Source organism: Roseovarius sp. MS2 (genome assembly GCF_051447875.1).
Taxonomy (GTDB): domain Bacteria; phylum Pseudomonadota; class Alphaproteobacteria; order Rhodobacterales; family Rhodobacteraceae; genus Roseovarius; species Roseovarius mucosus_A.
In genome coordinates this window covers 22,477-45,967 of the sequence record NZ_JBKHVF010000002.1, presented here as the reverse complement: position 1 = coordinate 45,967, position 23,491 = coordinate 22,477, and the positions used below count along the sequence as shown (strand labels likewise).

General features: G+C 61.2%; 20 protein-coding genes and 5 pseudogenes. 11 read left to right on the top strand and 14 right to left on the bottom strand.

The window, feature by feature from the left end; translation table 11 throughout:
• The 4 genes and pseudogenes from ACLGGT_RS20660 to ACLGGT_RS20645 all read left to right on the top strand — a co-directional run.
• A pseudogene (locus tag ACLGGT_RS20660) lies at positions 1 to 224 on the top strand (hypothetical protein); the annotation flags it as partial.
• Between the two features lie 178 nt (positions 225 to 402).
• Positions 403 to 651, top strand: a complete 249-nt coding sequence (locus ACLGGT_RS20655) for a plastocyanin/azurin family copper-binding protein (RefSeq protein ID WP_437197502.1) — start codon at positions 403 to 405, stop codon at positions 649 to 651.
• Positions 652 to 867: 216 nt separating this feature from the next.
• A pseudogene (locus ACLGGT_RS20650) lies at positions 868 to 1,032 on the top strand (sigma factor); the annotation flags it as partial.
• 65 nt (positions 1,033 to 1,097) lie between these two features.
• A complete protein-coding gene (locus tag ACLGGT_RS20645; protein WP_437197501.1) occupies positions 1,098 to 1,373 on the top strand; it encodes a sigma factor-like helix-turn-helix DNA-binding protein in 276 nt (91 codons plus the stop codon).
• Positions 1,374 to 1,602: 229 nt separating this feature from the next.
• Here ACLGGT_RS20645 and ACLGGT_RS20640 read toward each other — a convergent pair whose 3' ends face one another.
• Together ACLGGT_RS20640 and ACLGGT_RS20635 are read right to left on the bottom strand one after the other, a co-directional pair.
• The gene (locus tag ACLGGT_RS20640; RefSeq protein ID WP_437197455.1) at positions 1,603 to 2,154 is read right to left on the bottom strand and encodes a carboxymuconolactone decarboxylase family protein; all 552 of its coding nucleotides are present in this window, start codon (positions 2,152 to 2,154) and stop codon (positions 1,603 to 1,605) included.
• 69 nt (positions 2,155 to 2,223) lie between these two features.
• Entirely contained in the window at positions 2,224 to 2,709 is a 486-nt protein-coding gene (locus ACLGGT_RS20635) for a YkgB family protein (RefSeq protein ID WP_437197453.1), read from the bottom strand.
• A 152-nt stretch (positions 2,710 to 2,861) separates the two neighbouring features.
• On the opposite strand from ACLGGT_RS20635, the gene ACLGGT_RS20630 reads away from it, so the two are divergent.
• A complete protein-coding gene (locus ACLGGT_RS20630; RefSeq protein WP_437197451.1) occupies positions 2,862 to 3,464 on the top strand; it encodes a TetR/AcrR family transcriptional regulator in 603 nt (200 codons plus the stop codon).
• Positions 3,465 to 3,468: 4 nt separating this feature from the next.
• Here the strand turns inward: ACLGGT_RS20630 and ACLGGT_RS20625 are convergent, their stop codons facing one another.
• The 6 genes from ACLGGT_RS20625 to ACLGGT_RS20600 all read right to left on the bottom strand — a co-directional run bounded on the left by ACLGGT_RS20625 (position 3,469) and on the right by ACLGGT_RS20600 (position 10,702).
• Positions 3,469 to 4,440, bottom strand: coding sequence for a YeeE/YedE thiosulfate transporter family protein (locus ACLGGT_RS20625; protein WP_437197500.1), 972 nt, complete (start codon positions 4,438 to 4,440; stop codon positions 3,469 to 3,471).
• A 163-nt stretch (positions 4,441 to 4,603) separates the two neighbouring features.
• On the bottom strand, positions 4,604 to 5,287 hold the full coding sequence (locus tag ACLGGT_RS20620; protein WP_437197499.1) for an IS6 family transposase: 684 nt from the start codon (positions 5,285 to 5,287) through the stop codon (positions 4,604 to 4,606).
• A gap of 158 nt (positions 5,288 to 5,445) precedes the next feature.
• The gene (locus tag ACLGGT_RS20615; RefSeq protein WP_437197498.1) at positions 5,446 to 6,549 is read right to left on the bottom strand and encodes a dimethylsulfoniopropionate demethylase; all 1,104 of its coding nucleotides are present in this window, start codon (positions 6,547 to 6,549) and stop codon (positions 5,446 to 5,448) included.
• Positions 6,550 to 6,555: 6 nt separating this feature from the next.
• The gene (locus tag ACLGGT_RS20610) at positions 6,556 to 8,166 is read right to left on the bottom strand and encodes an AMP-binding protein (RefSeq protein WP_437197497.1); all 1,611 of its coding nucleotides are present in this window, start codon (positions 8,164 to 8,166) and stop codon (positions 6,556 to 6,558) included.
• A gap of 16 nt (positions 8,167 to 8,182) precedes the next feature.
• Entirely contained in the window at positions 8,183 to 8,992 is an 810-nt protein-coding gene (dmdD, locus tag ACLGGT_RS20605) for a methylthioacryloyl-CoA hydratase (RefSeq protein ID WP_437197496.1), read from the bottom strand.
• A gap of 21 nt (positions 8,993 to 9,013) precedes the next feature.
• Entirely contained in the window at positions 9,014 to 10,702 is a 1,689-nt protein-coding gene (locus tag ACLGGT_RS20600) for an acyl-CoA dehydrogenase (RefSeq protein WP_437197495.1), read from the bottom strand.
• 183 nt (positions 10,703 to 10,885) lie between these two features.
• Here ACLGGT_RS20600 and ACLGGT_RS20595 point away from each other — a divergent pair, with 183 nt between their 5' ends.
• The gene (locus ACLGGT_RS20595) at positions 10,886 to 11,935 is read left to right on the top strand and encodes an AraC family transcriptional regulator ligand-binding domain-containing protein (protein WP_437197493.1); all 1,050 of its coding nucleotides are present in this window, start codon (positions 10,886 to 10,888) and stop codon (positions 11,933 to 11,935) included.
• 88 nt (positions 11,936 to 12,023) lie between these two features.
• Positions 12,024 to 13,180, top strand: a protein-coding gene (locus ACLGGT_RS20590; RefSeq protein WP_437197492.1) for an IS3 family transposase whose coding sequence is annotated in 2 segments (ribosomal slippage) — positions 12,024 to 12,276 and positions 12,276 to 13,180 — 1,158 coding nt in all. Because the reading frame shifts where the segments join, the coding sequence is not laid out codon by codon here.
• Positions 13,181 to 13,281: 101 nt separating this feature from the next.
• Here the strand turns inward: ACLGGT_RS20590 and ACLGGT_RS20585 are convergent.
• Positions 13,282 to 14,433, bottom strand: coding sequence for a helix-turn-helix domain-containing protein (locus tag ACLGGT_RS20585; RefSeq protein WP_437197491.1), 1,152 nt, complete (start codon positions 14,431 to 14,433; stop codon positions 13,282 to 13,284).
• Between ACLGGT_RS20585 and ACLGGT_RS20580 the strand changes: the two genes are divergently transcribed.
• From ACLGGT_RS20580 to ACLGGT_RS20570, 3 genes are all read left to right on the top strand, one after another.
• On the top strand, positions 14,432 to 15,445 hold the full coding sequence (locus ACLGGT_RS20580) for an alpha/beta hydrolase family protein (protein ID WP_437197490.1): 1,014 nt from the start codon (positions 14,432 to 14,434) through the stop codon (positions 15,443 to 15,445). The genes ACLGGT_RS20585 and ACLGGT_RS20580 overlap by 2 nt on opposite strands.
• 219 nt (positions 15,446 to 15,664) lie before the next feature.
• Positions 15,665 to 16,738, top strand: a complete 1,074-nt coding sequence (locus tag ACLGGT_RS20575) for a bifunctional transcriptional activator/DNA repair enzyme AdaA (protein WP_437197489.1) — start codon at positions 15,665 to 15,667, stop codon at positions 16,736 to 16,738.
• Positions 16,735 to 17,499: an isocitrate lyase/PEP mutase family protein gene (locus tag ACLGGT_RS20570; protein WP_437197488.1), complete on the top strand. Its 765-nt coding sequence runs from the start codon at positions 16,735 to 16,737 to the stop codon at positions 17,497 to 17,499. The genes ACLGGT_RS20575 and ACLGGT_RS20570 overlap by 4 nt, the downstream gene beginning before the upstream one ends.
• A gap of 145 nt (positions 17,500 to 17,644) precedes the next feature.
• Here ACLGGT_RS20570 and ACLGGT_RS20565 read toward each other — a convergent pair whose 3' ends face one another.
• Both ACLGGT_RS20565 and ACLGGT_RS20560 read right to left on the bottom strand, forming a co-directional pair.
• Complete coding sequence (locus tag ACLGGT_RS20565; protein WP_437197486.1) at positions 17,645 to 18,850, bottom strand: NADH:flavin oxidoreductase/NADH oxidase family protein; 1,206 nt, start codon at positions 18,848 to 18,850, stop codon at positions 17,645 to 17,647.
• A gap of 80 nt (positions 18,851 to 18,930) precedes the next feature.
• A complete protein-coding gene (locus tag ACLGGT_RS20560; RefSeq protein ID WP_437197483.1) occupies positions 18,931 to 19,239 on the bottom strand; it encodes an ArsR/SmtB family transcription factor in 309 nt (102 codons plus the stop codon).
• A gap of 141 nt (positions 19,240 to 19,380) precedes the next feature.
• Between ACLGGT_RS20560 and ACLGGT_RS20555 the strand changes: the two are divergent.
• Positions 19,381 to 20,039 (top strand): annotated as a pseudogene (locus tag ACLGGT_RS20555) (IS5 family transposase); the annotation flags it as partial.
• Between the two features lie 368 nt (positions 20,040 to 20,407).
• On the opposite strand, the pseudogene ACLGGT_RS20550 reads toward ACLGGT_RS20555, so the two are convergent.
• The 3 genes and pseudogenes from ACLGGT_RS20550 to ACLGGT_RS20540 form a co-directional block, all read right to left on the bottom strand.
• A pseudogene (locus tag ACLGGT_RS20550) lies at positions 20,408 to 21,346 on the bottom strand (IS3 family transposase); the annotation flags it as partial.
• Positions 21,331 to 21,597 carry a transposase gene (locus ACLGGT_RS20545; RefSeq protein WP_437197482.1) on the bottom strand — a complete coding sequence of 89 codons (267 nt, stop codon included), beginning with the start codon at positions 21,595 to 21,597 and terminating at the stop codon, positions 21,331 to 21,333. The pseudogene ACLGGT_RS20550 and the gene ACLGGT_RS20545, both read right to left, overlap by 16 nt.
• Positions 21,598 to 21,661: 64 nt before the next feature.
• Positions 21,662 to 23,428: pseudogene (locus ACLGGT_RS20540) on the bottom strand (ParB/RepB/Spo0J family partition protein); the annotation flags it as partial.
• Between the last annotated feature and the right edge of the window lie 63 nt (positions 23,429 to 23,491).

Genomic DNA, 23,491 nt, shown 5'->3' with positions numbered 1-23,491 from the left:
ACCTGCATGTCGGCGCGCACAACGTCACCAGCGTCGACATCTACTACAATGCCGGCCATCCGGGCGTCGAGGCGCGCACGCCATGTCGTACTTTTTCACGACGAAGAAGCCCGCGGGCGTCTGGCCGAGTGATGCTGACACGTCGCCAGATCCTGGCGGCCGGGGTGGCAGTCTCGCTACCCTCGCTGCGCCGTCCCTGTTGCGTGCGCAACAGGTTGAAGTGATCGAGATGCGAGGCACGCCACGCGGCGAACGCATCTGGTTCAACCCGATCGGACTTGCCATTGTGCCGGGGGACGACCCTGCGCTTTGTCAACCGCGATCCGTGAACAGCCACACCGCCACCGCCTATCACCCGGAGATTTTCGACCGGACGACACGCATCCCAGACGGGGCTGCGCCGTGGGACAGTGGCTTCCTGCTGCCGACGAAAGCTTCGAGGTGACGCTGGAGGTGCCCGGCGTTCACGATTACTACTGCCTGCCGCATGAGATGGCCGGTATGGTGGTCGGATCGTGGTCGGCCGCCCTCGAATGCGGGTTGGCAGGGCGCCGCGCAGGACACGGGCAACCTGCCCGAAACGGCACTGCAGGCCTTTCCGACGGTCGGGGCGATCCTGGACAAAGCCGCATCGACCCCGAGGAAACGTGATGGCACGGCACACCCAGAGCAAGACGCCCGAACCAGATATCGGCCTTGCGACGCCCGACGCCGTCCTGATCGACGCTTCCCGCCCGGTCCGGACACTGCCCGCCGCGAGGCGGCCGTGCGCGAACTGGTCCGGCGTCTGAACCCACGCCTGTTCCGTGTCGCGCGCGGCATCGTCGATAGCGACGCAGAGGCGGAAGAGGTCGTCAGGAGGCCTATCTAGCCGCCTTCCGCAAGATCGAACAGTTCCGCGGCGAGGCGGCGTTTTCCACCTGGATCACCCGCATCACCATCAACGCCGCGCGGATGCATCAGCGCCGTGTGCGCCCGCAGGAAAGCTATGACACGGTGACCGAAGACCCGTCGACTCCTCCAATCTTCTGACCTTTCCGGGCCTTGGCTTCGAACGGCCAGAAGCAGCGCTTGGCCGGGCGCAGATGCGCGCGCTAATGGAACACGCAGTGGCCGCGCTGCCCTCCGATATGCGCTTGCCCTTCCTCCTGCACGAGGTCGAGGGCGTGAGCATCCGCCAGATCGCAGCCGACCTTTCGCTCAACCAGATAACAGTGAAAACGCGCCTGTTCCGTGCCCGCCGCCGGTTGCGCGCCAGCCTTGAGGCAGAGCTTCGCGGCGGCTTCGAGACGGTCTTTCCCTTCGACGGCGCGCGTTGTGTCGGCATGGCCGACCGTGTGGTCAACGCGCTGAGCAAGGCAGGGCGGCTTTAGTCGTCACGGCAGGCAGCGCGCCGCTTCGCTAAAGGAAAAAGCCACAAACGCGCGTGGGCGCTTGACCCACAGCGCGTCGGGGACTCGCGATTGCGTTCGGGAACTCTGTGACCTGACGGTCGAAGCCCCTGGTCGCAACACGTTGGACCAGGGGCTTGATGCGGTTCATCTTGGATTGCGCGCGGCCTTGTCACTGGTCGCGCATATCCCGATTTTTACCCGACCTGCGTCAGCCCACCTTGTGGGCCGAAGGATCGATTTCGGGGAAATCGATGACGGTCTGGGCGACATGGTTGATGTAGTTGGTCAAGATGTTGGCCACGACGTTCGCCACGGTTTCGACGATCTCGCCATCGGTTGCACCAGCGGCGCGCACCGCCGCCAGGTCGGCATCGGCCACCTCACCGCGCGTGGCCACGACCTTGCGGGCAAAGACCAGCAAAGCGGCCAGCTTTTGATCCGAGGACGAACCGCCGAGCCGGGCAAGAATCTCGTCCTGCGGGACCTTCATCCCCGAAGAGATGGCGACATGCGCTGAGGCGCAGTAGCCGCAGGCATTCGCCCCGGCGGTGGCGAGGGCAATCGCCTCGCGGGTCGAGGCATCAAAGCTGCCTGTGCCCAAGGCGACACCGATCTGCAGATAGGTGTCCAGCACAGCGGGTTCCTGCGCCATGACGCGCATCAGGTTGGGCGTCATGCCGATGCTCTTGCGAACACCGTCAAGCAGGTCCTTGGCGCGGCCGGTTGCGACTGCGGGATCGACGAGGGAAATACGGGACATATCATGTTTCCTTTGGGTTTTGGGGGTTTCGAGTGGGTAGAAGTCGGGACGATTGTCAGGGGGCGCGGCTCAACCGCGCCGCAGGTCCGAGAGCGCATCGCCAAGCGCCCAGAGCGCGATACCCAGCAACGGCAGATCCTTGATCAGGAACTGGCCGGGCACGACGGACAGGAAGGGAAATCCACCAAGGCTCGGCTCCCAGCCCGGGGCGGTGAACAGGAAGGTCACGGTCGTGATCAGCGTCGCGGAAATCACCGCCGCCCCGGCAGCACCGGCCCGGGCAGACCAGGGGCGAAGTGCGAGCAGGATCGCGGCCGAAACCTCGACCACACCGATGGCTGCGGAAAGCCCGCGGACGCTGAAGACGCCATAGAGCCAGGACAGGAGCGGGCTCGAGGCGACGAGGCCCTGGATCGCCTCGGCCTCGTAAGCGGTGAATTTCATCAGGCCGATCGCGGCGAACACGAAAGCCAGCCCGAAGACGGCGATGTTACGGCCGTGATTGCTGAGCGGCGACCCGTGACGGGCAACGGTTTGTATCGAGTAGTCGGTCATTCGAATTTCCTTGGGTTCGAGGCGGTCGCACGGTGGCGATATGCGGCTTCTAACTGTTAGGAACCGATTGGTCTATAACCCTCAGCACACGTTTTCGTGAGTTATGGACCAATTGGTTTCTTACGGGTATACTGACGTCAGGAGGTGCAGCGATGGCACGACCGCGCGAATTCGACATGGACGAGGCGACAGAACGCGCGATGGCGCTGTTCTGGTCCGACGGGTATGAGGACGTCTCGCTCGCGGATCTGCTGGAAGGCATGCAGCTGTCCCGGGGCAGCTTGTACAAGGCCTATGGTGAGAAACATGCGGTCTGGCTTGCCGCGCTCGATCTTTATGACCACCGGGTGGTCCAACCCACCGCCGCGGCCCTTTCGGATGTTGCGGCTGGCTCGGGGCTTGTGCGCCTGGCTCGATTCCTCGACGCCCCTGCCGCCGCTGTCCGCATCGGGGATGACCGCCGTGGGTGTTTCCTGTGCAACGCCGCAGTGGACCGGGCCGCCTCTGATGGCGATACGCGGGAGCGTGTGCTTTCCATGTTCCTGAACATCGAGCAGGGCATTCGGCTGGCTTTGGCAGATGCCGCCGCCGACCATGGCTGGACACCCGCCGTCATTGATAAGAAGGCAAAGACGACGCTGGCGGTTTACATCGGGCTTCGGGTTCTCGTGCGGGCCGGCTCCGCGCTGGATACGATCGATACGATCACGACCGCCCATCTTGAGACGCTCTCCGAAATCCCACGCCACAGTTGAGGGTTTACCTGTCGCGACCGGTCGCGACGAAGGACAGGCACAGGACCACCATCATCGCGGCGTAGCCGGTCAGCGCATGCGGCGCCAGGGATGGCAGGCCAAAGATCAGCATCGTGCCGTTTCCACCGGGGATCGCGGCGGCACTGGCGCCCATCACAAGTCCACCGCCAAGGCAGCGCAGAGTGGCATGATGTCCATCCCAGCGCAGCTGGAAGTGGCCCGACCTCCAAGCGGCGATCGCGCCTCCGGCTGCGACCGCCGCCGCCGCGAGAATGGCCACCAGACCATCCTCCGACGGGACTGCGCCGACAAGTCCGGCCGCCCGTTGCGACAAAACGCTGAGATACGTCCACTGCCCGGCCATTGCATAGAGAAGCCCACCACAAACGCCGAGCAACAGCATGGCGCGGTAAGGGCCTATGCGCATGGCGGAGGGATCACGGAGCGTCCGCAGCCAACGGGGCATTCGCCGCGAGAGAGCGATGACGACAATCGCAAGGAACATGAGAACGGCAGCAATGGCCTCCGTTGTCGGCACCTCGAGCGGCGATGGGCGGAGATCGGACGCCGCGCCACCGCCGTGCCCTGCCATCGCGATCAGCACGGCGCCAGCGACCATGCCCAGCACGCTGGCCGCATAGGACAGGTTGCCGCCGGTCAGGTTGGACAGCGTCCCGAGGGCGCATGCCCCGTTGAGCCTTGCGCCAAGACCGAAGAGTGCCCCTGCCACCAGCACCGTCGCGCTCACCGGATACCCGGGCGACAGCGAGACAGCATCCGGCCACACCCAGTGCGCCGGGACAATCACGATGCCGGACCCGGCTGCTGTGACCGCGAAGGACCGCAACCGCCCTGTCCGGCGTTGCCGCACGAGGCTTTCGGCCGCTGCCACGGCGCAAACCGAGCCGCGACGGATCGCGTAGCCGAGGCAAAGGGCAAGCAAGAGGAGAAACGGAAGGATCAGGGGCGGCATCATGTCAGTCGCAGCGGTCGCCGTCGATATAGCGGAACCCCAGCTTGGGCCGGGCGGAAAGCCCCGCGACCCGCGCGAGGTCTCCGGTTCTCATGGCGACCTCCATTTCGAAAGGTTATGTCGCAAATTTTCGTGCAGGTTGAGAGTGCGTGAGCGCTGGACATAATTATGCTGCCAGCGCCGCGAAAGTCTGGAAAGCAGTGGTCCCGTTTGCCGGGATCTGACCCTTGCGGATCATGTGGGCGGTCTCGATCCCGGCGAGGGTTGCGGCGGCTGAATGAAACGCCTTGAAGCCCATCGTGGGGCCGGTGATCCGCTTGATGAAGCGGTGGTCCTGTTCCAGTATGTTATTGAGATATTTGACTTGCCGCACCTCGATGGTGTGCCCGTTGCCGGTGAACTTCAGGATAGCGTTCACCGCCTGCAGGCCGGTCAGGTTGGCACCGCTCTTGTCGATCACGATCCGGTCCGGCACGCCGTTGGTGCCGATAGCTCGCTTGAAGAAGCGCCGGGCAGCGGACAGGTCTCGGCGTTCGGAAAGCAGGAATTCAAGGGTTTGGCCGTCGCGATCCACAGCCCGGTAAAGATAGGTCCACTTGCTCTTCACCTTGATGTAGGTCTCGTCCATCCGCCAGGATGTGGCGGTGGGCCGCTTCCTCGCTTGCGCCCGGACAGCGATTAGCAGCGCGCACTTTACTACCCAACGGTTCAGCGTGGCATGGTCGACCTTCACGCCGCGCTCGGCCATGATCTCCTCCAAGTCACGGTAGGAAACGGCGTAGCGGAGGTAGAAGAAGACTGCGTGAAGGATCACGGACTTCGGATAATGCACGCCCTTGAACTCGATCACGCCAACCACCTCTTGCCAACTCCTTGACAGCGCTGACATATCACGCGCGCTCAGAAAGTCGAATGTTTGCGACAGTACCATCCGATGTGCTGCTCGAATGAACCCTTTGGCCATGCCATGAGCTTGTGTGTTGTCTCCAATGTTGTTACGAAACGCGGCTAGGCCCAGAAATTCTTGCGAACTTTGGCTTGTCGCGGCCCGGCTGGCGTCTCGACGGTCAGTTCGGTGCCGTCGTTCCAATGGGTCATGCGCACCATGCCGATGGCGACATTCGTCTTGAAATCCGGCGACCAGGCGGACGAGGAGACTCGGCCAACGGTTTTCACCCCGTGCTTCAGCGGCCACCAGCGGTCGCAGCCGGGTACGGCCGGGCCGTCGATCTCCAGCGCACGGATCTGCTTGACCGGGCCTTCCTTGGCGACGCGAAGCAAGGCATCGCGGCCGATACAGCCAATCGCGGTCTGGGTGTTGCAGAACTTTCCGAGCCCGCATTCGTGCGGCGTGTTGTCGTCGGTCATGTCGTTTCCGTAGGATAGCAAACCACCCTCGATCCGTTCGATCAGGTTGGGGCAGCCGGCATGAACGTCCATCGACTTGCCGGCCTCCATCAGGGCGTTCCAAAGCGGCATGCCAAGGTCTTCACCCTCGACGTAGATCTCGAAACCGCCCTGTTTCGAGTAGCCCGATCGCGCAACAACCATGTCGTGCCCCTGGAAATCCAGATGTGCGAAACGGAAGAATCGGATGTCGCGCACCGCATCGCCAAAGACTGCCGCCATCAGGTCATCGGAGCGCGGGCCCTGCACGGCGAGAGGTGACACGTCCGGTTCGTCCACCAGCACGTCGAGGCGATAGCCGTATGCCAGCCCCTTGATCCAATAAAGCAGGTCGCTGTCCGCGATGGAGATCCACCAGCGATCCTCGGCCAGCTTGACCGCAACCGGGTCGTTCAGCATGCCGCCGGTCTCGTCGACGATGGGCACGTAGTAGCACTGTCCGGGCAGCATAGACCGCAGGTCGCGCGGGGTTAGCAATTGCATTAGACGCCCGGCATCGGGGCCGCGCAATTCAACCTGCCGTTCGCAGGCGACGTCCCAGACCTGCACAGCTTGCTTGAGGTGGTGGTAATCCTCCTCCACCGAACGAAAGACCGTGGGCAGCAGCATGTGGTTGTAGACAGTATAGGCCTTTACTCCGGCGGTCTCGACGCCGTTGGAAAAGGGGGTCCGCCGCAGGCGGCGCGAAGGGGAAATCAGGGCCATTCCAGGTTACTCCAAGCCTTTGGCACGATTGCGAAGCTGGAACTTCTGGATCTTGCCGGTTGATGTTTTGGGAAGAGTTGCGAATATGACAGCCTTGGGGGCTTTGAAGCCCGCCAGATGGGCGCGGCAAAAGGCGATGAGTTCGTCCGAAGTGGCCTGTACCCCGTCACGCAATTCCACAAAGGCGCAGGGGACCTCGCCCCATTTTTCATGCGGCATGGCGACCACGGCGGCAGCCTGAACCGCCTCGTGACGGTAAAGCACGGCTTCGACCTCGACCGAGGAAATGTTTTCCCCGCCCGAGATGATCACGTCCTTCAGGCGGTCGCGTATCTGGATATAGGCGTTGTCATGAACGACAGCGCCATCGCCGGACCAGAACCAGCCATCTGCAAAGGCCGCGGCGGTAGCCTCTGTGTCCTTGTAGTAACCCGCCATGACCGTGTTGCCGCGAATGGCGATCTCACCCTGCGTGGTGCCGTCGCGCGGGACAGGCCCGCCGCCAACGCGGTCGATTACGCTGACCTCTTCGACCATGGGAAAGGCAATGCCCTGTTGCGCCTGCAATTCGGCCTGCTCGGACGGGCTTAGACTGGCCCACGCCTCTTGCCAGAGGCACTGCGAGATATGGCCGTAAGTTTCCGTGAGGCCGTAGACCTGCATGACATCGAACCCCATGGCTCGGGTCTTTTCCAGCACCGAAGGCGGCGGCGGTGCGCCTGCGGTCAGAACGCGGATCGCGGGAACAAAGGGCGTGGCGTTGCTTTCGGCCTCGGCAAGCATCTGCAAGACGATGGGGGCTGCGCCGAAATGGGTCACGCCATGGGTGCGGATCGCGGCAAGGATGCGGTCTGCTGCCGGAACGCGGGTGAAGACCATCGTTCCCCCGAGCATCGCCATCAGCCAAGGATGCCCCCAACCGTTGCAGTGGAACATGGGCACGACCGAAAGGTAGACCGGATAGGGTGGCATCTGCCACGCGGTTCCGGTGCCAAGCGCCATCAGGTAGGCCCCGCGGTGGTGATATACGACACCTTTGGGCCGCCCGGAGGTGCCGGACGTGTAATTCAGCGCAATCGCATTCCATTCATCATCCGGCAGGACAACCGGCAAGGGCTCGTTTGACAGCAGGCTCTCATAGGTCGGGCCGCCAAGGGTTTCGCCGGGCGCATTCGGATCGGCGACCTCGACCACGGGCAGCGTGCGGCCAAGACGGTCAAAGGCCTGTGACAGCAGCGGCACCAGTTCGCGGTCGACAACCACCAGCCTGGTATCCGCGTGATCCAGGATATAGGCGATGGTTTCGGGTTCCAGCCGGGTGTTGAGCGTGTTCAGCACCGCGCCTGTCAGAGGGAGTGCGAAATGCAGCTCGAACAGTTCGGGAATGTTCGGGCTCAGCACCGAGACAGTATCGCCCGGCGCAACGCCAAGCTCCATGAGCCCTGCCGCCACCGCACGAATGCGGTCACAGGTTTCGCCCCAGCTGCGCCGGATGTCACCATAGATCACCGCCGTGCGCGCGGCATGCAGGCTTTCGGCGCGGCGCAGGAAGGACAGGGGCGACAGGGGCACATGGTTGGCCTCTGTCTTTTGAAGAGCCTCGAAATGTTGACGCATCCCGGATCCGCCTGGCTTAACTGTTGGGCCGCACGCGGGCGGCGGTCTTGTTTGCGAAGGCTTCCAGACGCTCGCGCGCGGCGGGCTGGGTGTTGACGATGCCGCCCACAAAGGCCTCGGCATAGGCGGCGTCCATGCCGGACATATTGTTCATGTGGCTGACGGCCGAACAGATCGCGAAGTTCGTCAGCGGCAAGTTCTGCGCGACCTTGTCCGCCAGTTCCATCGCCTTGGCAAAGCTGCCACCGTCTTCGGTGATATATTGCGCCAGACCCAGATCGACGGCCTGTTGGCCCTGATAGACACGGCCCGTCAGGATCATGTCGATCATGCGATACTTGCCGATCATATCAGACACCCGGATCGTCGCGCCGCCACCGGTAAAAATCCCGCGTTGGCCTTCGGGCAGAGCGAAATAGGTGCCGGGGTCGATCACGCGCACATGGGCGGCGCTGGCCAGTTCCAGCCCGCCCCCGACAACCGCGCCCTTGAGCGCGGCAATTATCGGAACGCCGCCATATTCCATCTTGTTGAAGGCTTCGTGCCAGCGCAGGCAGACGTGCATGAAGTCATCGGCGCTGCGGTCGGCTTTCCAATGTTCGACGAGATCGAGACCGGCGCAGAAGTGATCGCCCGCGCCTTCGAGCAACACCGCCCTGACGCCCGCCATGCGCGCGCCGCTGAAGAAGCGGATCAGCTCCTCGATGGTGAGCACATCCAGCGCGTTGCGTTTGTCAGGGCGGTTCAGCGTCACCACATAGAGGCCATTGTCACGCGCGGAAATCGCGAGGCGTTCGTAGGTGTCGGGGTTCACGACGTCATTCATGGGTTAGGTCCTTTCGATGGATCAATCGGGGAAGGCCGCGTCCAGCAGGCTTTGTGCGCCGTGCAGGATGCGGGCTTGTTCGGTGGCGCATTCGGGCAGGATGTGCTGGGCATAGAACAGCGCGGTGGCGATCTTCTGGGTCAGGAACGCAGTGTCCTGTCCCGCGTCGCGCGCGGTTTGCGCCGCCAGCGCCCCCTTGGCCAGCATCCAGCCCGCCGCCAGTGTGCCGGAAAGCATCAGGAAGGGGACAGAGCCCGCAAAGGCCGCGTCGATATCCTTGCGGCTGTTTTCCAGCATCCAGTCCAGAGCAGCTTCGAAAGCGCCGCGCGCCTGCGCGAGACTTGTGCCGATTGCCTGGGCCGATGCGTCGCCGCTTGCCAGCCTTGATTCGGTTTCCGCAATTCGGGCGGCGAACAGGCGGGCGATTGCCCCCCCGTCTCGCATCACCTTGCGCCCCAGCAGGTCATTTGCCTGAATGGCTGTGGTGCCTTCGTAAATCGGCAGGATGCGAGCGTCGCGGTAGTGCTGTGCTGCGCCGGTTTCTTCGATGAAGCCCATGCCGCCATGGATTTGTATGCCCAACGATGCGACCTCGACCGCGCGTTCGGTGCAAAAGCCCTTGACCAGCGGGACCATGAATTCGGCCTCTGCGATGGTCTCGGGATCACCCCTGTGGTGCGCCATGTCCAACAGCCCCGCAGTCGCAGCGGCCATCGCCCGTCCGCCTTCGGTCAGGCTGCGCATCCGCATCAACATGCGGCGCACGTCGGGGTGTTCGATGATCGGAACGGCGTGCTTGCTCTTACCATTCACAGGGCGGCTCTGCACGCGGTCGCGCGCGTAGGCCAAAGCCCGCTGATAAGACCGCTCGGAGAGCGCAATCCCCTGCACACCCACCGAGAACCGCGCGGCGTTCATCATGATGAACATGTGTTCCAGCCCGCTATTTTCCTCGTCGATCAGGAATCCGGTGGCATCGTCGTATTCCAGCACAGCCGTCGGGCTGGCACGCACGCCCAGTTTGTGTTCGATGCTGACACAGTTGACCGCGTTCTCGGCCCCCGGCGTACCGTCCGGTTCCACCAGTTTCTGCGGCACGATGAAAAGGCTCAACCCCTTCGGCCCGGATGGCGCATCAGGTGTGCGCGCCAACACGAGGTGAATGATGTTCTCGGTCAGATCATGGGCGCCATAGGTGATGAAAATCTTCGTGCCAGAGATGCCATAGGTGCCGTCGGCGCGCCGCACCGCCTTTGTCGCCACCCGGCCCAGATCGCTGCCCGCCTGCGGTTCGGTCAGGTTCATCGTGCCGGACCAGCGTCCTTCGATCAGCGGCCCAAGGTAGGTGGCTTTCTGCTCGTCCGAGCCGGTCAGCAGCAGCGCCTCGATCGCCCCGTCGGTCAGCAGCGGACAAAGACCAAAGCTCATGTCGGCGGCATTCAGCATCTCTATCGCTGCCGCGCCCACGGCACGCGGCAGCCCGATGCCGCCATATTCCGCCGGATGGGTCAGCGCCTGCCAGCCCATTTCGATAAACCGAGCATAGGCCTGCGCGTCACCTTCGGGCATGGTCACACGGCCATTCTCAAACCGGGCACCCAAGGTGTCGCCGACATGAGACAATGGCACGATCTGTTCGGCGCAAAACCGGGCATAGCTTTCCAGTGCGGCACCGATATCCGACAGCTCGCAGTCAGAATACGCGTCCATATCGGACACCCTTTCCCAATGGGACAGGTGTTCGATACAGAACATCAAATCTTGCACGGGCGGCAGATAGGACATTCGAGGCACTCCAAGGTAACTATTGCTTCCTGTCATTTATCTGGTGAATAACTTGCCAATAAGCTCATTTTATGCCAAAATTATATCAGATCACGCCATCGAGCCCCCATGACCAGTCATGATCCTATCTCTCTGACGACCGTTTCGGCGGGGTTCATCCAGGACTGGCTCGACGCTCTGAACTCTCGATGCACACCGCAGGCGATGGCCTCTCTGCTGGAGCGCTCGGGTCTGCAAACCAACCCCATGGTGCCCACGCAGCGCGTGACGCTCAAGGAAATCGCCACCCTTTACCAGCTGGCCGCGCCGGAGACCGGGGATGAAATGATGGGGCTCTGGAGCCGCCCGATCCGCCCTCGCGCTTTGCAGCATCTTTTGACCGTGCAGCGTGAGGCGAGCAGCCTGGTCTCAGCGCTGTTTCGGTTCTCGACGTTCTGGAACCTGCTCCTGGATGATTTTCGCCTGGAATTGCGGAACAGCTATGAGGAGGTGGAGCTGTCATTGATCCCTTGCTCCCCGGACACCAAGCCCCAGCGATTTGGTCACATGCTGATCCTCAAATTGGCGCATGGGCTTCTGTCTTGGCTGGGCGGGTCGGAAACCTCGGTGAAAGAGATACGCTTTGCCTTTGCCCGTCCGCATTTCGCGGCAGACTACGCGGTGGTTTTTCCCTGCCCGGTCGCGTTCGACGCACAGCATACCAGCATCCTATTCGATCCGCGCCACTTTGACCGTCCGATCACCCGCAGTCCGGCTGAAGCATCCGTGTTTCTAAAACGGGCGCCGCTTGATTGGATTTTCACCAGCTCGCGCGCCCACACGAACAGCCTTCGCGTCCGCGCCTTTCTTTACGGAGCGACATGGCAGAGCTGCCAACTTCCGGATGCGGCCCACGCCCTGAAGATGACGCCCCGGACGCTGAACCGCCGCCTGAAGGAGGAAGGAACATCCTTTCAGGACATAAAGGACGCTCTGCGCCGCGACATCGCTATCCGCGCGCTTCAGCAAGGGACGGACAGTATCGAACAGATCGCCTTTGATACCGGCTTTTCCGCACCGTCGAACTTCCACCGGGCCTTTCACAAATGGACCAACCGGACGCCCGGATCTTACCGATTGCAAGTTCGGGTTCGAACATTGACATCTCTTCACGGGTGATCTGATCCGGCACTTTTGCCACTGTGTGAGGTGCCCCTAGATTTGTAGATGCTTTGCTTGGTAATTTTGGAACCAAGGAGAAGCGCGGATGTCATCGCAAAATCAGTTTACGAAAGAGTTCAAAAGGGACGCTGTGGCGCAGATTGTTGACCGCGGCTATGCGGGCAGCGAGGTGGCCGAGCGGTTGGGTGTGAGCACCAAGTCGCTTTACACATGGAAGGCGCAGTTTGCGACGCCTGCCGAGGTTCGTGAGGCTGAGGCGGATCTGGCCCTTGAGCTCCGTCGGGTGAAGAAGGAACTGGCGCGCGTCACCGAGGAGCGCGACATATTAAAAAAGGCCGCCACATACTTCGCGCGAGAGTCCCGTTGAAGTATGGTTTCATCCGGGCTCATCGATCCGAGTTTTCGGTTCGGTCAATGTGCCGTGTGCTTATGGTCCACGTCAGCGGATTTTATGCATGGCTTAAAGAACCGTTAAGCCAGCGTGCGCAGGACGATGAACGGCAGACAGAGTTGATCCGACAGGCTTGGTGCGAGAGCGGCAAGATCTATGGCTACCGCAAGCTGGCCGATGATCTGCGCGATCTCGGCGAGCAGGTTTCTGAGAACAGGGTCGCCCGGCTGGCCAGCCTTGCGGGCATCTTGGCCCAGATTGGCTACAAGCGCCGCCCGGGACGATATGGCGGGAAGCCTGCTGTCGTCGCGTTCAACACTCTGGATCGGCAGTTCGAAGTAGATGCGCCCGACAAGGTCTGGGTCACGGACATCACCTACATCAAGACCCACGAGGGCTGGCTGTATCTGTCTGTCGTTATCGACCTCTTCTCACGGCGTGTGGTAGGCTGGTCCGCGCAACCCCGCATGACGACCGACCTGGCGCTGCAGGCCTTGCTTGCAGCGGTCTGGCGACGCAAACCCAAGACGAAGGTGATGATTCATTCAGATCAGGGGTCGCAGTTCACCAGCCGTGAGTGGCAAGTATTTCTCAGCCAGCACAACCTGCAAGCCAGTATGAGCCGGCGTGGGAATTGCCACGATAACGCTGTCGCCGAAAGCTTCTTCCAACTCTTGAAGCGGGAACGGATCCGTCGCCGCACCTACCCGACACGCGAAGCCGCAAGGCAGGACGTTTTCGACTACATCGAGATGTTCTACAACCCAAAGCGCAAGCACACGAACAACGGCATGCTGTCACCCGTTGACTTCGAAACCAGACAGCAGAAACTGAACGAAGCAGGTGTCTAGGAAACTAGGGGCACCTCAAAAGTCACTTCTGAAATCTGTGGAATCCATTGTATTTGGCGCACAAATCTTGGCAGCGCGCTTATGTCCGGCTGCGCGCCGGGTCAGGGCGCGTTTCTCGCCTGAGCGATTAACGTCACTTTTGAAAGACTTTGCTCCTCATCGTGCCATTTGCTTGGTGCGACACCCGTTTCCCGCAGAAACTCCCGGTTGAAGTTGGATTTGGTGTTGAAGCCGCTTTCCAGCATCGCCTCGGTAACGCTCATGCCGTCGCGGATCAATTGGCAAGCATGACGAATGCGCCATGAATTGATGAACCGCGAGACATTGGTTCCGGTCACGCGATTGACCGCAGCTGACAGACGCTTTTCGGGAAGATGCAGTCTACGGGCGAGGCGTGCTAGGGTCAGGTTGGGATCAAGATGCATCGGCTCCCGCTTCAGAAAAGCTTCGAGATTGGCGACGATCTGAACGTCTTCCTGACTGGTTTGAGGAGGTGGAGCGGCCGCGGGCTGGCCGTCGTCGCCTGCGGCGCCGCATGCAGAGGGGCTCCCGCTGAGCAGCCCGACAACGAGCAGTACCAGCGATGAGGACGCCGTAACCATCCAGCCGACCCAATCCGCGTTCCCCGTGGCATAGGCGACGGCGATCAACACATCGCTGACCGATGATGCTAACAAGGCCCATCCGAGGACCTGCCAGATCATTGCCGGGACGCGCCCCGCATCCAGCCTGGCGAGTGGCATGTCCTTTGCGCCCCGCAATTGGAGGAGGATCGCGCCGCCATACGCGGCGAAGACAAGCGGCACGACAAAGTCGATCGTCTCGGGCGCAAAGAGCCGACAGAACAGGGTGAATGCCGGGGTGGCTGTGTGGGCGGCCATGGCACGCAGGGACATCCGGCTGACCAGCGCGTCCTGAAACGTGATCCAGGCCAAGGGCGGAACGATTGTTGCGCTGACCGGCAAGATGGGGCGTAACCCTTCAACACCATAGCCTCCGACAAGCGTCACAAGACCGGATTGCGCGGCGCAGGCGGCAAGAAATGCCACAAGAAGCGGCCTCCCACCGGACAGCAGGGTCCGCAGGGCAAGATAGCCCAGAACAAAGGCGACGAAGGCTAGGATCGGAAGCATGGGCATGGGGCTACTATTGTCCAAAAACCGGATCGTGACGACCTGAATCCCGAAAACAGGACGCCGGTGGGACCTTTTTCGCTGCATCCGTCGGGCAACGTTCAACGAGGAGGTTCCCATGCAACGTCTTGCTCTTTCTTTCGTTCTTGCCCTGTCCCAAGCCGTACCTGCAGCTGCGGACATGCTTCCGGGCTATGACAGGTTCGACTTGATGGCCGACCATCGGTCACGGCCGATCGCCGCTTCGATTTGGTATCCTGCCGCAAACCGCACCTACCGCGCTCCAGTTGGAGACGGGCCGATCTTTGACCCTACCTTTGCCTATGTCGGGCCTGCCATTGCGGAGGGAGAGCATCCTCTTGTGCTCCTGTCGCATGGGTCGGGCGGCAATGCGGAAAGTCTCGGCTGGCTCACCAGCGGACTTGTGGCGCACGGCGCGATCGTACTGGCCGTCAACCATCCCGGTTCGACCTCCGGGGACAGCTCTCCGCGCCGCTCCGCCGATCTTGAAGCCCGTGCGAACGATCTGTCGGCCGCGCTCGACATGGTGCTCGCAGATCCGGCCTTCGCGTCCTTCATCGACCCCGACCGGATCGGGATCGTCGGATTTTCCCTGGGCGGCGCGACAGCACTGGGCATGGCCGGTGTGCGCTTCGACGGTGAGGTTCAGGATGCGAACTGCACGACGGATCCGGACGCCGCCGATTGCGTGTTCTTTCGGCTTGGAGGTGTCCGGTTCTCGAATTATCCCGGATACGAGGCCGACGCACGCGACCCTCGCGTCACTCGGGCGGTCGTCGTTGACCCCGGCTTCGGAGGGTCCGTCGAGCCGGAAAGCCTGGGCGACGCGCTTGCGGGGATGACGCTCATCAACCTTGGCGAGGCAGACCGCCTGGGGGCCGCTGATGTGGGTCCTAGTGGCAACAACCTGGCGAACCGACTCCCTGCCGCGACCTATGTGGAGATCGCGCCCGCCAATCACTTCACTTTCTTGGGCACCTGCAAGACCGGCGCAGCCGACCTGCTGGAAGAGGGTGGAGATGATCCGATCTGCACCGATCCAGAAGGTGCTGATCGGGAGGCCGTTCATGGCCAATTGGTTGATGCCATCGCTGCGGGCCTCGGTCTCTGAGGCGGATCGGTTGCTCATTAATTCGAAGCGGTGCGACCATTGGCAAACCGTCCAAAGGCCGCACCGCGCTGCCGGAACTCAACCGTTTCTGTGATGGACCGTAAAGACGGGAGTTGAGCAGCACAGGACAATCAGACGTTTTTGTCAATTCCGTCGGGAAACAGAATAGACGCCTGAAAACCGGCGACGGGGGACAGTTTGCGATGGTAGACGTGGCATATGTTATTTGATCTCCCTGACCACGCGACTCTCTATGCTGCGCTGCTTGCCCGCGATGACCGTTTTGATGGGCAAGCCTTTGTGTGCGTGTCGTCCACTGGCATATTCTGTCGGCTGACTTGTCCGGCCCGCAAACCGAAGCCGGAAAACTGCACCTTCTTCGCCACGATTGGCGACTGTATCGAAGCGGGTTTTCGTCCCTGCAAGCGGTGCCATCCGCTCCAAGCCGCCGCCCTGGCTGATCCGACCATCGCAGCGCTTCTTCATGCGCTGGATGAACGCCCTGACCTGCGCTGGTCAGAAGGGCATATCGAACAGCTCGGCTACGATCTTTCTACCGTGCGACGCTCCTTCAAGCGGCAGTTCGGCATGACCTTTCTGGAGATGGCACGCCAGCGCCGCCTGCGCGAAGGGTTCGAGACGCTGGCCACAGGCGGCAAGATCATCACCGCCCAACATGATGCAAGCTTTGAATCCTCAAGTGCTTTTCGGGCGGCTTTTGCGCGTCTTCTCGGATGCTCCCCGGCTGATTTGCGCGCGGACCGGTTGCTGCGCGCGACGTGGATACCGACCTCGCTGGGTGACATGATCGCAGTCAGCAGTCGCAGCCATTTGCATTTACTAGAATTCGTGGACCGGAAAGGTCTGCCTGCCGAACTGGCGCGATTGCAGGCAGCGTCAAAGGAAGGGATCGGGATTGGCGCTCTGCCCCCAGCAGAACAGGCTGCGGAGGAGCTTGCAGACTACTTTGCAGGCCGATCAAGCCGCTTTCTGACGCCGTTGGCCATGGCAGGCAGCGCCTTCACGAGGCAGGTCTGGGCAGCGCTTCGAGAGATCCCCGTTGGCGAGACGCGCAGCTACTCAGATATCGCTCGGCAGATTGGGCGACCTGCGGCAACACGGGCAGTAGCGCGCGCCAACGGCGCTAACCAGATCGCACTGATGATACCATGCCACCGCGTGATCGGAGCGGACGGCTCACTGACCGGCTATGGCGGCGGCCTCTGGCGAAAACAGCGGCTGATCGAGATCGAGCGGCACCTCAAGACATCGCAGAAAGAGACAATCAAATGACATCACAGATCGACAAGGCTGAATTTTTCCGCAGCCTGCACACCCCTCATGATCCACTCATCCTCTACAACATCTGGGATGCAGGCAGCGCGACGGCGGTCGCAGCGGCCGGCGCGAAAGCCATCGCGACCGGTAGCTGGTCAGTGGCTGCGGCTCAGGGCTATCAGGATGAGGAAGTGCTCCCACTTGATGACGCGCTGGCGGTGGTGGCAAGGATAACGCGCAGCGTGGATCTTCCCGTCACGGTGGATTTCGAGGGTGGCTATGCCGCTGACCCCGAAACGGTTGGCCAGAACGTCCGCCGTCTGTTGGCGCTTGGCGTTATTGGCCTCAACTTTGAGGATCAGGTGGTGGGCGGCAAGGGCCTGTACAGCATCGAGGATCAGGTGGCGCGTTTGCGCGCTGTCCGTGAAGCTGCCGATAGCCTGGGTGTTCCAGCCTTCATCAACGCGCGCACAGACGTTTTCTTGAAGGCTGCACCGGATTCGGAGCATGCAAATCTGCTCGAAGATGCTTTGGCGCGCGCTGCGGCCTATACCGAAGCGGGCGCAGACGGTTTCTTTGTGCCGGGACTGACAGATAAAACGTTGATCCGGCAGATCTGCGAAGAAGTCGCTCTGCCTGTCAACGTGATGATGGCAGCCGATCCGGAAAACATCAGTGACGTGGCTGCCCTTGGTGTTTCGCGCATCAGTTTCGGGCCTCACCCATACATTAGCCTGACCTCAGCCTTGAAGCGCGAAGCGAGCGCTTGCTTCTGATGGTGAGGCCAGCGCCTTGATGCGGATCGTCTCTACAGGGCTGGGGGGGTATAGGCGGCAGCGGCCCTTGACGGAGAGCGCGGTGAATTCCCGGTTCTGCGCCCTCACCACCAACATGCTGCAGAGCGTCAAACGACCGCTTGTTTCAGCCGAACCTCTTGCGCCACGTTTCACAACGCATCGCATCCCGCGAGTTATAGGCTTCCAGGGCCTCTGCAGGGCTGAGGACGAATTGCTCTTCACGGTCTTCACCAAGGGCTGTCAGGCGCATTGAGTACCATGCCGTGACACCTCCGCGCGGTGGTGCATCAAATGTTGGAAATTCAGGACCACCGCTTGCATCGTTGAGCCACGTATTGGCGAGAGATGGATTCAGCACCATTGCACGGGCGAGACTGATCGCATCGGCAGACCCATCCGCCAAAACACTTGCTGCTTGATTCCTTGTCTCAAATCCACCTGTAAGCATGATCGGAATGGATGTAATCTTCTTTGCCTGTCTGGCGAAGTCGGTGAAGTAGGGACCGGTAGAGGACGTGCCTTCTGAGCTTGATGCAGCGCCCGGGAAGTAGGTGCCTCCACTGATATCGATCAGGTCGACTGATGTTTCATCGAGCAATTGAACGAGCCGCAAAGCATCGTCAGTCGTCAAGCCGCCATCAAGCTGGTCAGTCGAGTTTATTTTGATTCCAATTGGATAAGCGGGTCCGATGGCCTGCCGAACGGCGTCGATAACCTCACCAATAACGCGAAAACGTCTTTGGACCGTGCCGCCATAAGCGTCTGTCCGATGGTTGAACAGTGGCGACAGAAACTGGCTGAACAGAAACCCGTGACCGGCATGAATCTGTACACCGCCAAATCCAGCTTTCTGTGCGAGGCGCGCCGCTTGTGCGTAGGTTCGGGGCAAGTCATGAATCTCCGCCAAAGACATGCCATCACAATGAAGTCCTTTGACGGCAATGGAAGAGGGCCCTTTCGGGTCGCTGATCGGCCCGTACGCCAATGCTCCCGCGTGACCGAGTTGTGGCCAGATATGCGAACCGTTGGTCGATCCGCGTTTCGCCAATGTTTGCAGTGCAGTCAGGTTTGCGTCTGGCACCAGTACGAGATTACCAGGTTTTTCCGGATAGTGTGGATTTGTCTGCACCTCACCGATCAGCGATAGCGCTGCACCCCCTTCAGCCCATCGCTCATACAAGCGCGTTTGCACCTCGGTGGGATTGCCTGCACCATCACCAAGGGAGTCGGACATGGCAGATTTCACGAGACGGTTCTTCAGCCGCACACCGCAGGGCAGGTCCAGTGGTTGGCCAAGCAGGTTCTTTGCGTTGTTGCCAAACTTATTCATCTCCACTCTCCATCTGAATATTTCGATATTCCGTTTTTGTTAGGCAAGATTCAACCGGGATAGGTTTCCTTGCCTGCAAGCTACGTTTTTAAAAGTTCGTCCTGGACTGCCGCAAGGAACGCTTGGATGTTCTCTTCGTCGCGCCGATAGAATGTCCACTGGCCATGGCGTTCTGCCTTCACAAATCCCGCTTGTTTCAGCAATCCCATGTAGTTCGAGATTGTGGACTGAGACAGTTTCGCTTTCTCCTGAATGTATGCGACACAAACACCTTCAAGATCCTCGTGTCCCGGTAGCGCAGGAGGAAAGTTGGAACGGTCCTTGAGCCATTCCAGAATCCTGCGGCGTATCGGATTGTTCAGTGCTGATATTGATCTCTCAAGGTCCATAAATCGAGATACCTCGATATATAATGCGGTGTCAAGACAGCGTCCAGTTGGCCAAAGCAGACATTGGCGCTGCCGCAGCTAAAGTCCGCTGCGTCGGTTCTGCCGCAAACTTTTTCTAATGTTGGATGGGGCCGAGCTGCGGACAGCACGCTTTGCCGTCGCCAGAAGACCCTGAATGTCAGCCTTCCATATCGCGGAGAACCCGGACCGCTGAACCTGTTGATCGACAGTACCGGCATCAAATCCGAAGGGGAGGGGGTGAGTGGAACGCGCGCAAGCATGGTGGCCCGAAGCGGCACGTTTGGTGCAAGATACACATAGGGATCGATGCAGAAACGCTGGAATTCCGGGCCATGGAAGCGACGACCAGTAACGTCGGTGACGCGCTGATTCCGCCTGAATTGCTAAACCAAATCCCGCCCGATCAGGATATTGGGTCCTTAACCGCCGACGGCGAATACGGCACGCGCAAGTGTCACGACGCAATTGCCGCCCGCAATACCCATACCGTCATCCCACCCCGCAAAAGTACCAAGCCGTGGAAGCCCACAAACGCGGGCGCCATCGCTCGGAACGACGAGGTAAGCGCGCCTCGATACCTCGGCTGAGCTATCTGGCGACAGTGGAGCGGATACCATCGCCGGAGCCGCGTCGAGAGCAAGATGCATTGTGTGAAACTGATGGGGCAGAGCCTCACGGCGCGGGACTTCGACCGGCAGATTGCCGAAATCCAAGTCCGCATCGCCGTGCTCAACCGCTACACCGCACTTGGCATACCCGTCACTGTGCCCAGAGGGTAACTGTGTCCGGGGACAGCGGAAGACCGTCCTTCAAACGATTTGTGCAACATGTGTAACCGGCCCTTGCGCAAGAGGTATTTTCAGAGCTAATCTTGGCGCGTCATCGGGTGCTGACATGTGTCCGGCCTCATGATGCGGCCTCTTACATGCCGCAGGCCCGTATGGTGTTCGAAGGTCGGGTCCAGATCAAAGCCGCGTGCTCGATGGCACTCTGTTGCACACTGGTTCTCCCGATCCCGTCTCACGACTGTTGCGCCAAACTGCTCCTTGCCCTCTTATGCTCCGACGTTCTCGCGACCGATGGTCGGCTTATGCCGCCGTGGCCGGAGACTGGTAGACGCCGCCCCGGGTGACGTTGCCCCCAACTTTTATCCAGCGTGAGCGAGACTCCGGGTTTGAGTTTTGCCGTTTTCGGCGGATTGGGCAACGGGGTCTGGCGCGGAGCTTTGCGTATTGCGCAGCGTCAGGCCCCGTTGCGGGGTGAAGGTCTGTGCGAACTCGGCGGGCGTTTGCCAGCCGAGGCGGGAATGGGGGCGTTCGGTGTTGTAGTCCTTGCGCCAGGCGGCCAGCGTGACGCGAGCATGGTTCAGGGACGGAAACAGGGTCTCGTTCAACAGCTCATCGCGTAGTCGACCGTTGAAGCTTTCGATGAAGGCATTCTGGGTCGGCTTGCCTGGCGCGATGTAATGCCAGTCGATCTTGCGGTCATCGGCGAAGGTCAGGATCGCGTTCGAGGTGAACTCGGTCCCATTGTCGCTGACCACTGTTCCGGGCTTTCCACGGGCCTCGAACAGCGTCGCCAGTTCACGCGCCACTCTGGCCCCGGACAGCGAAGTGTCGGCGATGAGCGCGAGGCATTCGCGGGTGCAGTCATCGACCACGGTTAGGATTCTGAACCGGCGGCCATCCGTCAGTTGATCGGATACGAAGTCCAACGACCAGCGCTGGTTCGGCATCAGCGGCAACACCATCGGGGCCCGTGTTCCCATGGCACGTTTGCGCCCACCGCGACGGCGCACATGCAGCCGCTCTTCGCGGTAGATGCGGAACAGCCGCTTGTGATTGACCTCATGGCCCTCACGCCGCAAAAACACATGCAGACGCCGATAGCCGAACCTGCGGCGAACTCGTGCCAGTTCCTTCAGCCTCTCCCGCAGCGCGGGATCATCCTGCCGGATCGCCTCATAGCGCATCGTCATCCTGCAGCAGCCGATGACCCGACACGCCCGCCGTTCGCTCATCCCGTGGCCTTCCACAAGATGTGCGACCGCTTGCCGCTTCGCGGCGGGCGTCACCATTTTTTTCCGAGCAAGTCTTTCAGAGCCGAGTTGTCCAACATGGCGTCGGCGAGCAGCTTCTTCAGCTTCCCGTTCTCATCCTCAAGCGCCTTCAGACGCTTCGCCTCACTGACATCCATGCCGCCATACTTGGCTTTCCATTTATAGACAGTTGCATCGCTGACACCGTGCTTGCGGCACAGATCGCCCACGGAAATACCAGCCTCATGCTCTTTCAGGAGGCCAATGATCTGATCTTCGGTAAATCTGCTGCGCTTCATCTCTGGTCCTTTCGGTTGGGCCAGAGTCTATCTCAAACTGGATTAGATGCAGGGGGCAACGTCAAGAGATGCCTGCCCCGTAAGGGTTGACCTTCTCATGCAGCGCGTTGACGCCGAAGCTGAGGCAATGCGCCAGCAAGGCCATACGGCTGCCCTGGTCAAGGACCGTCAGATAGTCCCAGAGCGCTGCATCGTCGCCAAGCGGCAGATCGGCTTCCCATTCCGCGTGACGCTCGTCGACCAGCTTTGCCACCACGCTGTCCTTCAGATCGGGCGCCTGTGCAGACATGTAGACGTGGCGCACTGAGGCTTCGAGACAGCTTCCCGAAGAAGAGGAGGTGCGGAAGGTGTCCGTCACCAGCTTCAAAAGCAGCAGCGTCAACGCCACGTCGGGCGAGCGCCCGATCGCTTCACGCAGCGCCAGCGTCCGGTGGGCCGTCAACTCCATGACCAACCGCTCGGGCAGTGGCTTCAGCGCCCCGTCATCCTCATCCTCCGGCAAGTCAGCTCCGATCGGTTGGCCACCCGACATGATGACGGTTCCGCCATGAGCGGCACTGGCATGGCCATCGGTGAGATCACGATCGCCCCCCTGCCCCGCCACCGCAGGATCAGTACCATCCTGGACCGCGGTCTCCTCAACGGGCTCATCCTCTGGACGCACATACCCGCGATAGACTGCCAGCGCACCGTAGCGGTCGAGCGTGACGAACGCCCCTGCCCGCCCGATCTCTGTCTGATCGAAGATCAACGGCCGGGTCTCGATCTTTTCCATCTCCGTTTCCAACACGCCAAGCCGTGTGTCGATATCGTCGGGGATTTCATCCTGACCCGCGTATTCTTCCTCGAGCGCCCGATACTCGGCGAGCAGCTTGGCATGGGCCGCACCTTCGTCATCCGTCATTGGTGCCGGATCGCCAGACAGGGATCGCAGGCCGTGGCTGTAGCCGTAGGGCAGGTCAAGTGCGACCTCGACCCACTTCCAGCCCTCAACGGCAACCGTCTCAGCCTCGGCCTGGAGTTTTTCTGTCACCAGCCGATCAAGCAGGGCAGGGTCCTCGAGCCAGCCACCGTCATCGCCCTGAAAGAGGTCATGCAGCATCGTGCCGCCCGCCGCTTCATAGGCCTCAATACCCACAAAGACCGCACGCCGGTCTGACGCCCGAACCGAGGTCTCGGTCAGCATGCGCCGGATCTGGAATGGCTCCTTGTTCCAGGATGAATGGATCACATCCCAGACCTGGACCTGACGCGCGTGATCGGGGTTCACGGTGAAGGCCATGAGCTGCTCCAGCGTCATGCCATCCTCGGCATAGACCTCAAGAAGGGCAGGGGCGACGGAGGCAAGTTTCAGGCGCTGCTTCACGACCTGCGGCGTCACGAAGAAGGCCGCAGCAATCTCTGCGTCGCTCTGACCCTTGTCCCGCAGGGCCACAAACGCGCGGAACTGGTCGAGCGGGTGCAGGGCGACGCGCTGCATGTTCTCGGCCAAGGAATCGTCCTCGGCCAGGATATCGGACGCAGCATCGCGAACGATGCAGGGAATGGGCGTGGTCTTTGCCAAACGCTTCTGCTTCACCAGCAAGGACAAGGCTTGGAACCGGCGGCCCCCGGCCGGGATTTCGAACTTGCCGGTCTCGGTGCCATCGTCAGCCAGGACGGGCCGCACGCTCAGGCTCTGCAAGAGGCCCCGGCGGGCGATGTCTTCCGCCAATTCCTCGACGGACACGCCAGCCTTGATGCGCCGCACATTGGACTGGCTCAGCACCAGCTTGTCGAAAGGGATATCCCGCGAAGGGGACATGGTGATTTTCTGGACAGCTTTCGTCATCAGATATTCTCCACGACGGGCGTCGGAAGCCACTCTCCCGATCTCACTTCCCGTCACCCTCAA

Bases quoted from the DNA above. Each gene is read 5' to 3' on its own strand.
- ACLGGT_RS20645 (WP_437197501.1), top strand. From the start codon at position 1,098: ATGGAACACGCAGTGGCCGCGCTGCCCTCCGATATGCGCTTGCCCTTC.
- ACLGGT_RS20640 (WP_437197455.1), bottom strand. From the start codon at position 2,154: ATGTCCCGTATTTCCCTCGTCGATCCCGCAGTCGCAACCGGCCGCGCC.
- ACLGGT_RS20635 (WP_437197453.1), bottom strand. From the start codon at position 2,709: ATGACCGACTACTCGATACAAACCGTTGCCCGTCACGGGTCGCCGCTC.
- ACLGGT_RS20630 (WP_437197451.1), top strand. From the start codon at position 2,862: ATGGCACGACCGCGCGAATTCGACATGGACGAGGCGACAGAACGCGCG.
- ACLGGT_RS20625 (WP_437197500.1), bottom strand. From the start codon at position 4,440: ATGATGCCGCCCCTGATCCTTCCGTTTCTCCTCTTGCTTGCCCTTTGC.
- ACLGGT_RS20615 (WP_437197498.1), bottom strand. From the start codon at position 6,549: ATGGCCCTGATTTCCCCTTCGCGCCGCCTGCGGCGGACCCCCTTTTCC.
- ACLGGT_RS20610 (WP_437197497.1), bottom strand. From the start codon at position 8,166: ATGCGTCAACATTTCGAGGCTCTTCAAAAGACAGAGGCCAACCATGTG.
- dmdD (WP_437197496.1), bottom strand. From the start codon at position 8,992: ATGAATGACGTCGTGAACCCCGACACCTACGAACGCCTCGCGATTTCC.
- ACLGGT_RS20600 (WP_437197495.1), bottom strand. From the start codon at position 10,702: ATGGACGCGTATTCTGACTGCGAGCTGTCGGATATCGGTGCCGCACTG.
- ACLGGT_RS20595 (WP_437197493.1), top strand. From the start codon at position 10,886: ATGACCAGTCATGATCCTATCTCTCTGACGACCGTTTCGGCGGGGTTC.
- ACLGGT_RS20580 (WP_437197490.1), top strand. From the start codon at position 14,432: ATGCAACGTCTTGCTCTTTCTTTCGTTCTTGCCCTGTCCCAAGCCGTA.
- ACLGGT_RS20585 (WP_437197491.1), bottom strand. From the start codon at position 14,433: ATGGGAACCTCCTCGTTGAACGTTGCCCGACGGATGCAGCGAAAAAGG.
- ACLGGT_RS20575 (WP_437197489.1), top strand. From the start codon at position 15,665: ATGTTATTTGATCTCCCTGACCACGCGACTCTCTATGCTGCGCTGCTT.
- ACLGGT_RS20570 (WP_437197488.1), top strand. From the start codon at position 16,735: ATGACATCACAGATCGACAAGGCTGAATTTTTCCGCAGCCTGCACACC.
- ACLGGT_RS20565 (WP_437197486.1), bottom strand. From the start codon at position 18,850: ATGAATAAGTTTGGCAACAACGCAAAGAACCTGCTTGGCCAACCACTG.
- ACLGGT_RS20560 (WP_437197483.1), bottom strand. From the start codon at position 19,239: ATGGACCTTGAGAGATCAATATCAGCACTGAACAATCCGATACGCCGC.
- ACLGGT_RS20545 (WP_437197482.1), bottom strand. From the start codon at position 21,597: ATGAAGCGCAGCAGATTTACCGAAGATCAGATCATTGGCCTCCTGAAA.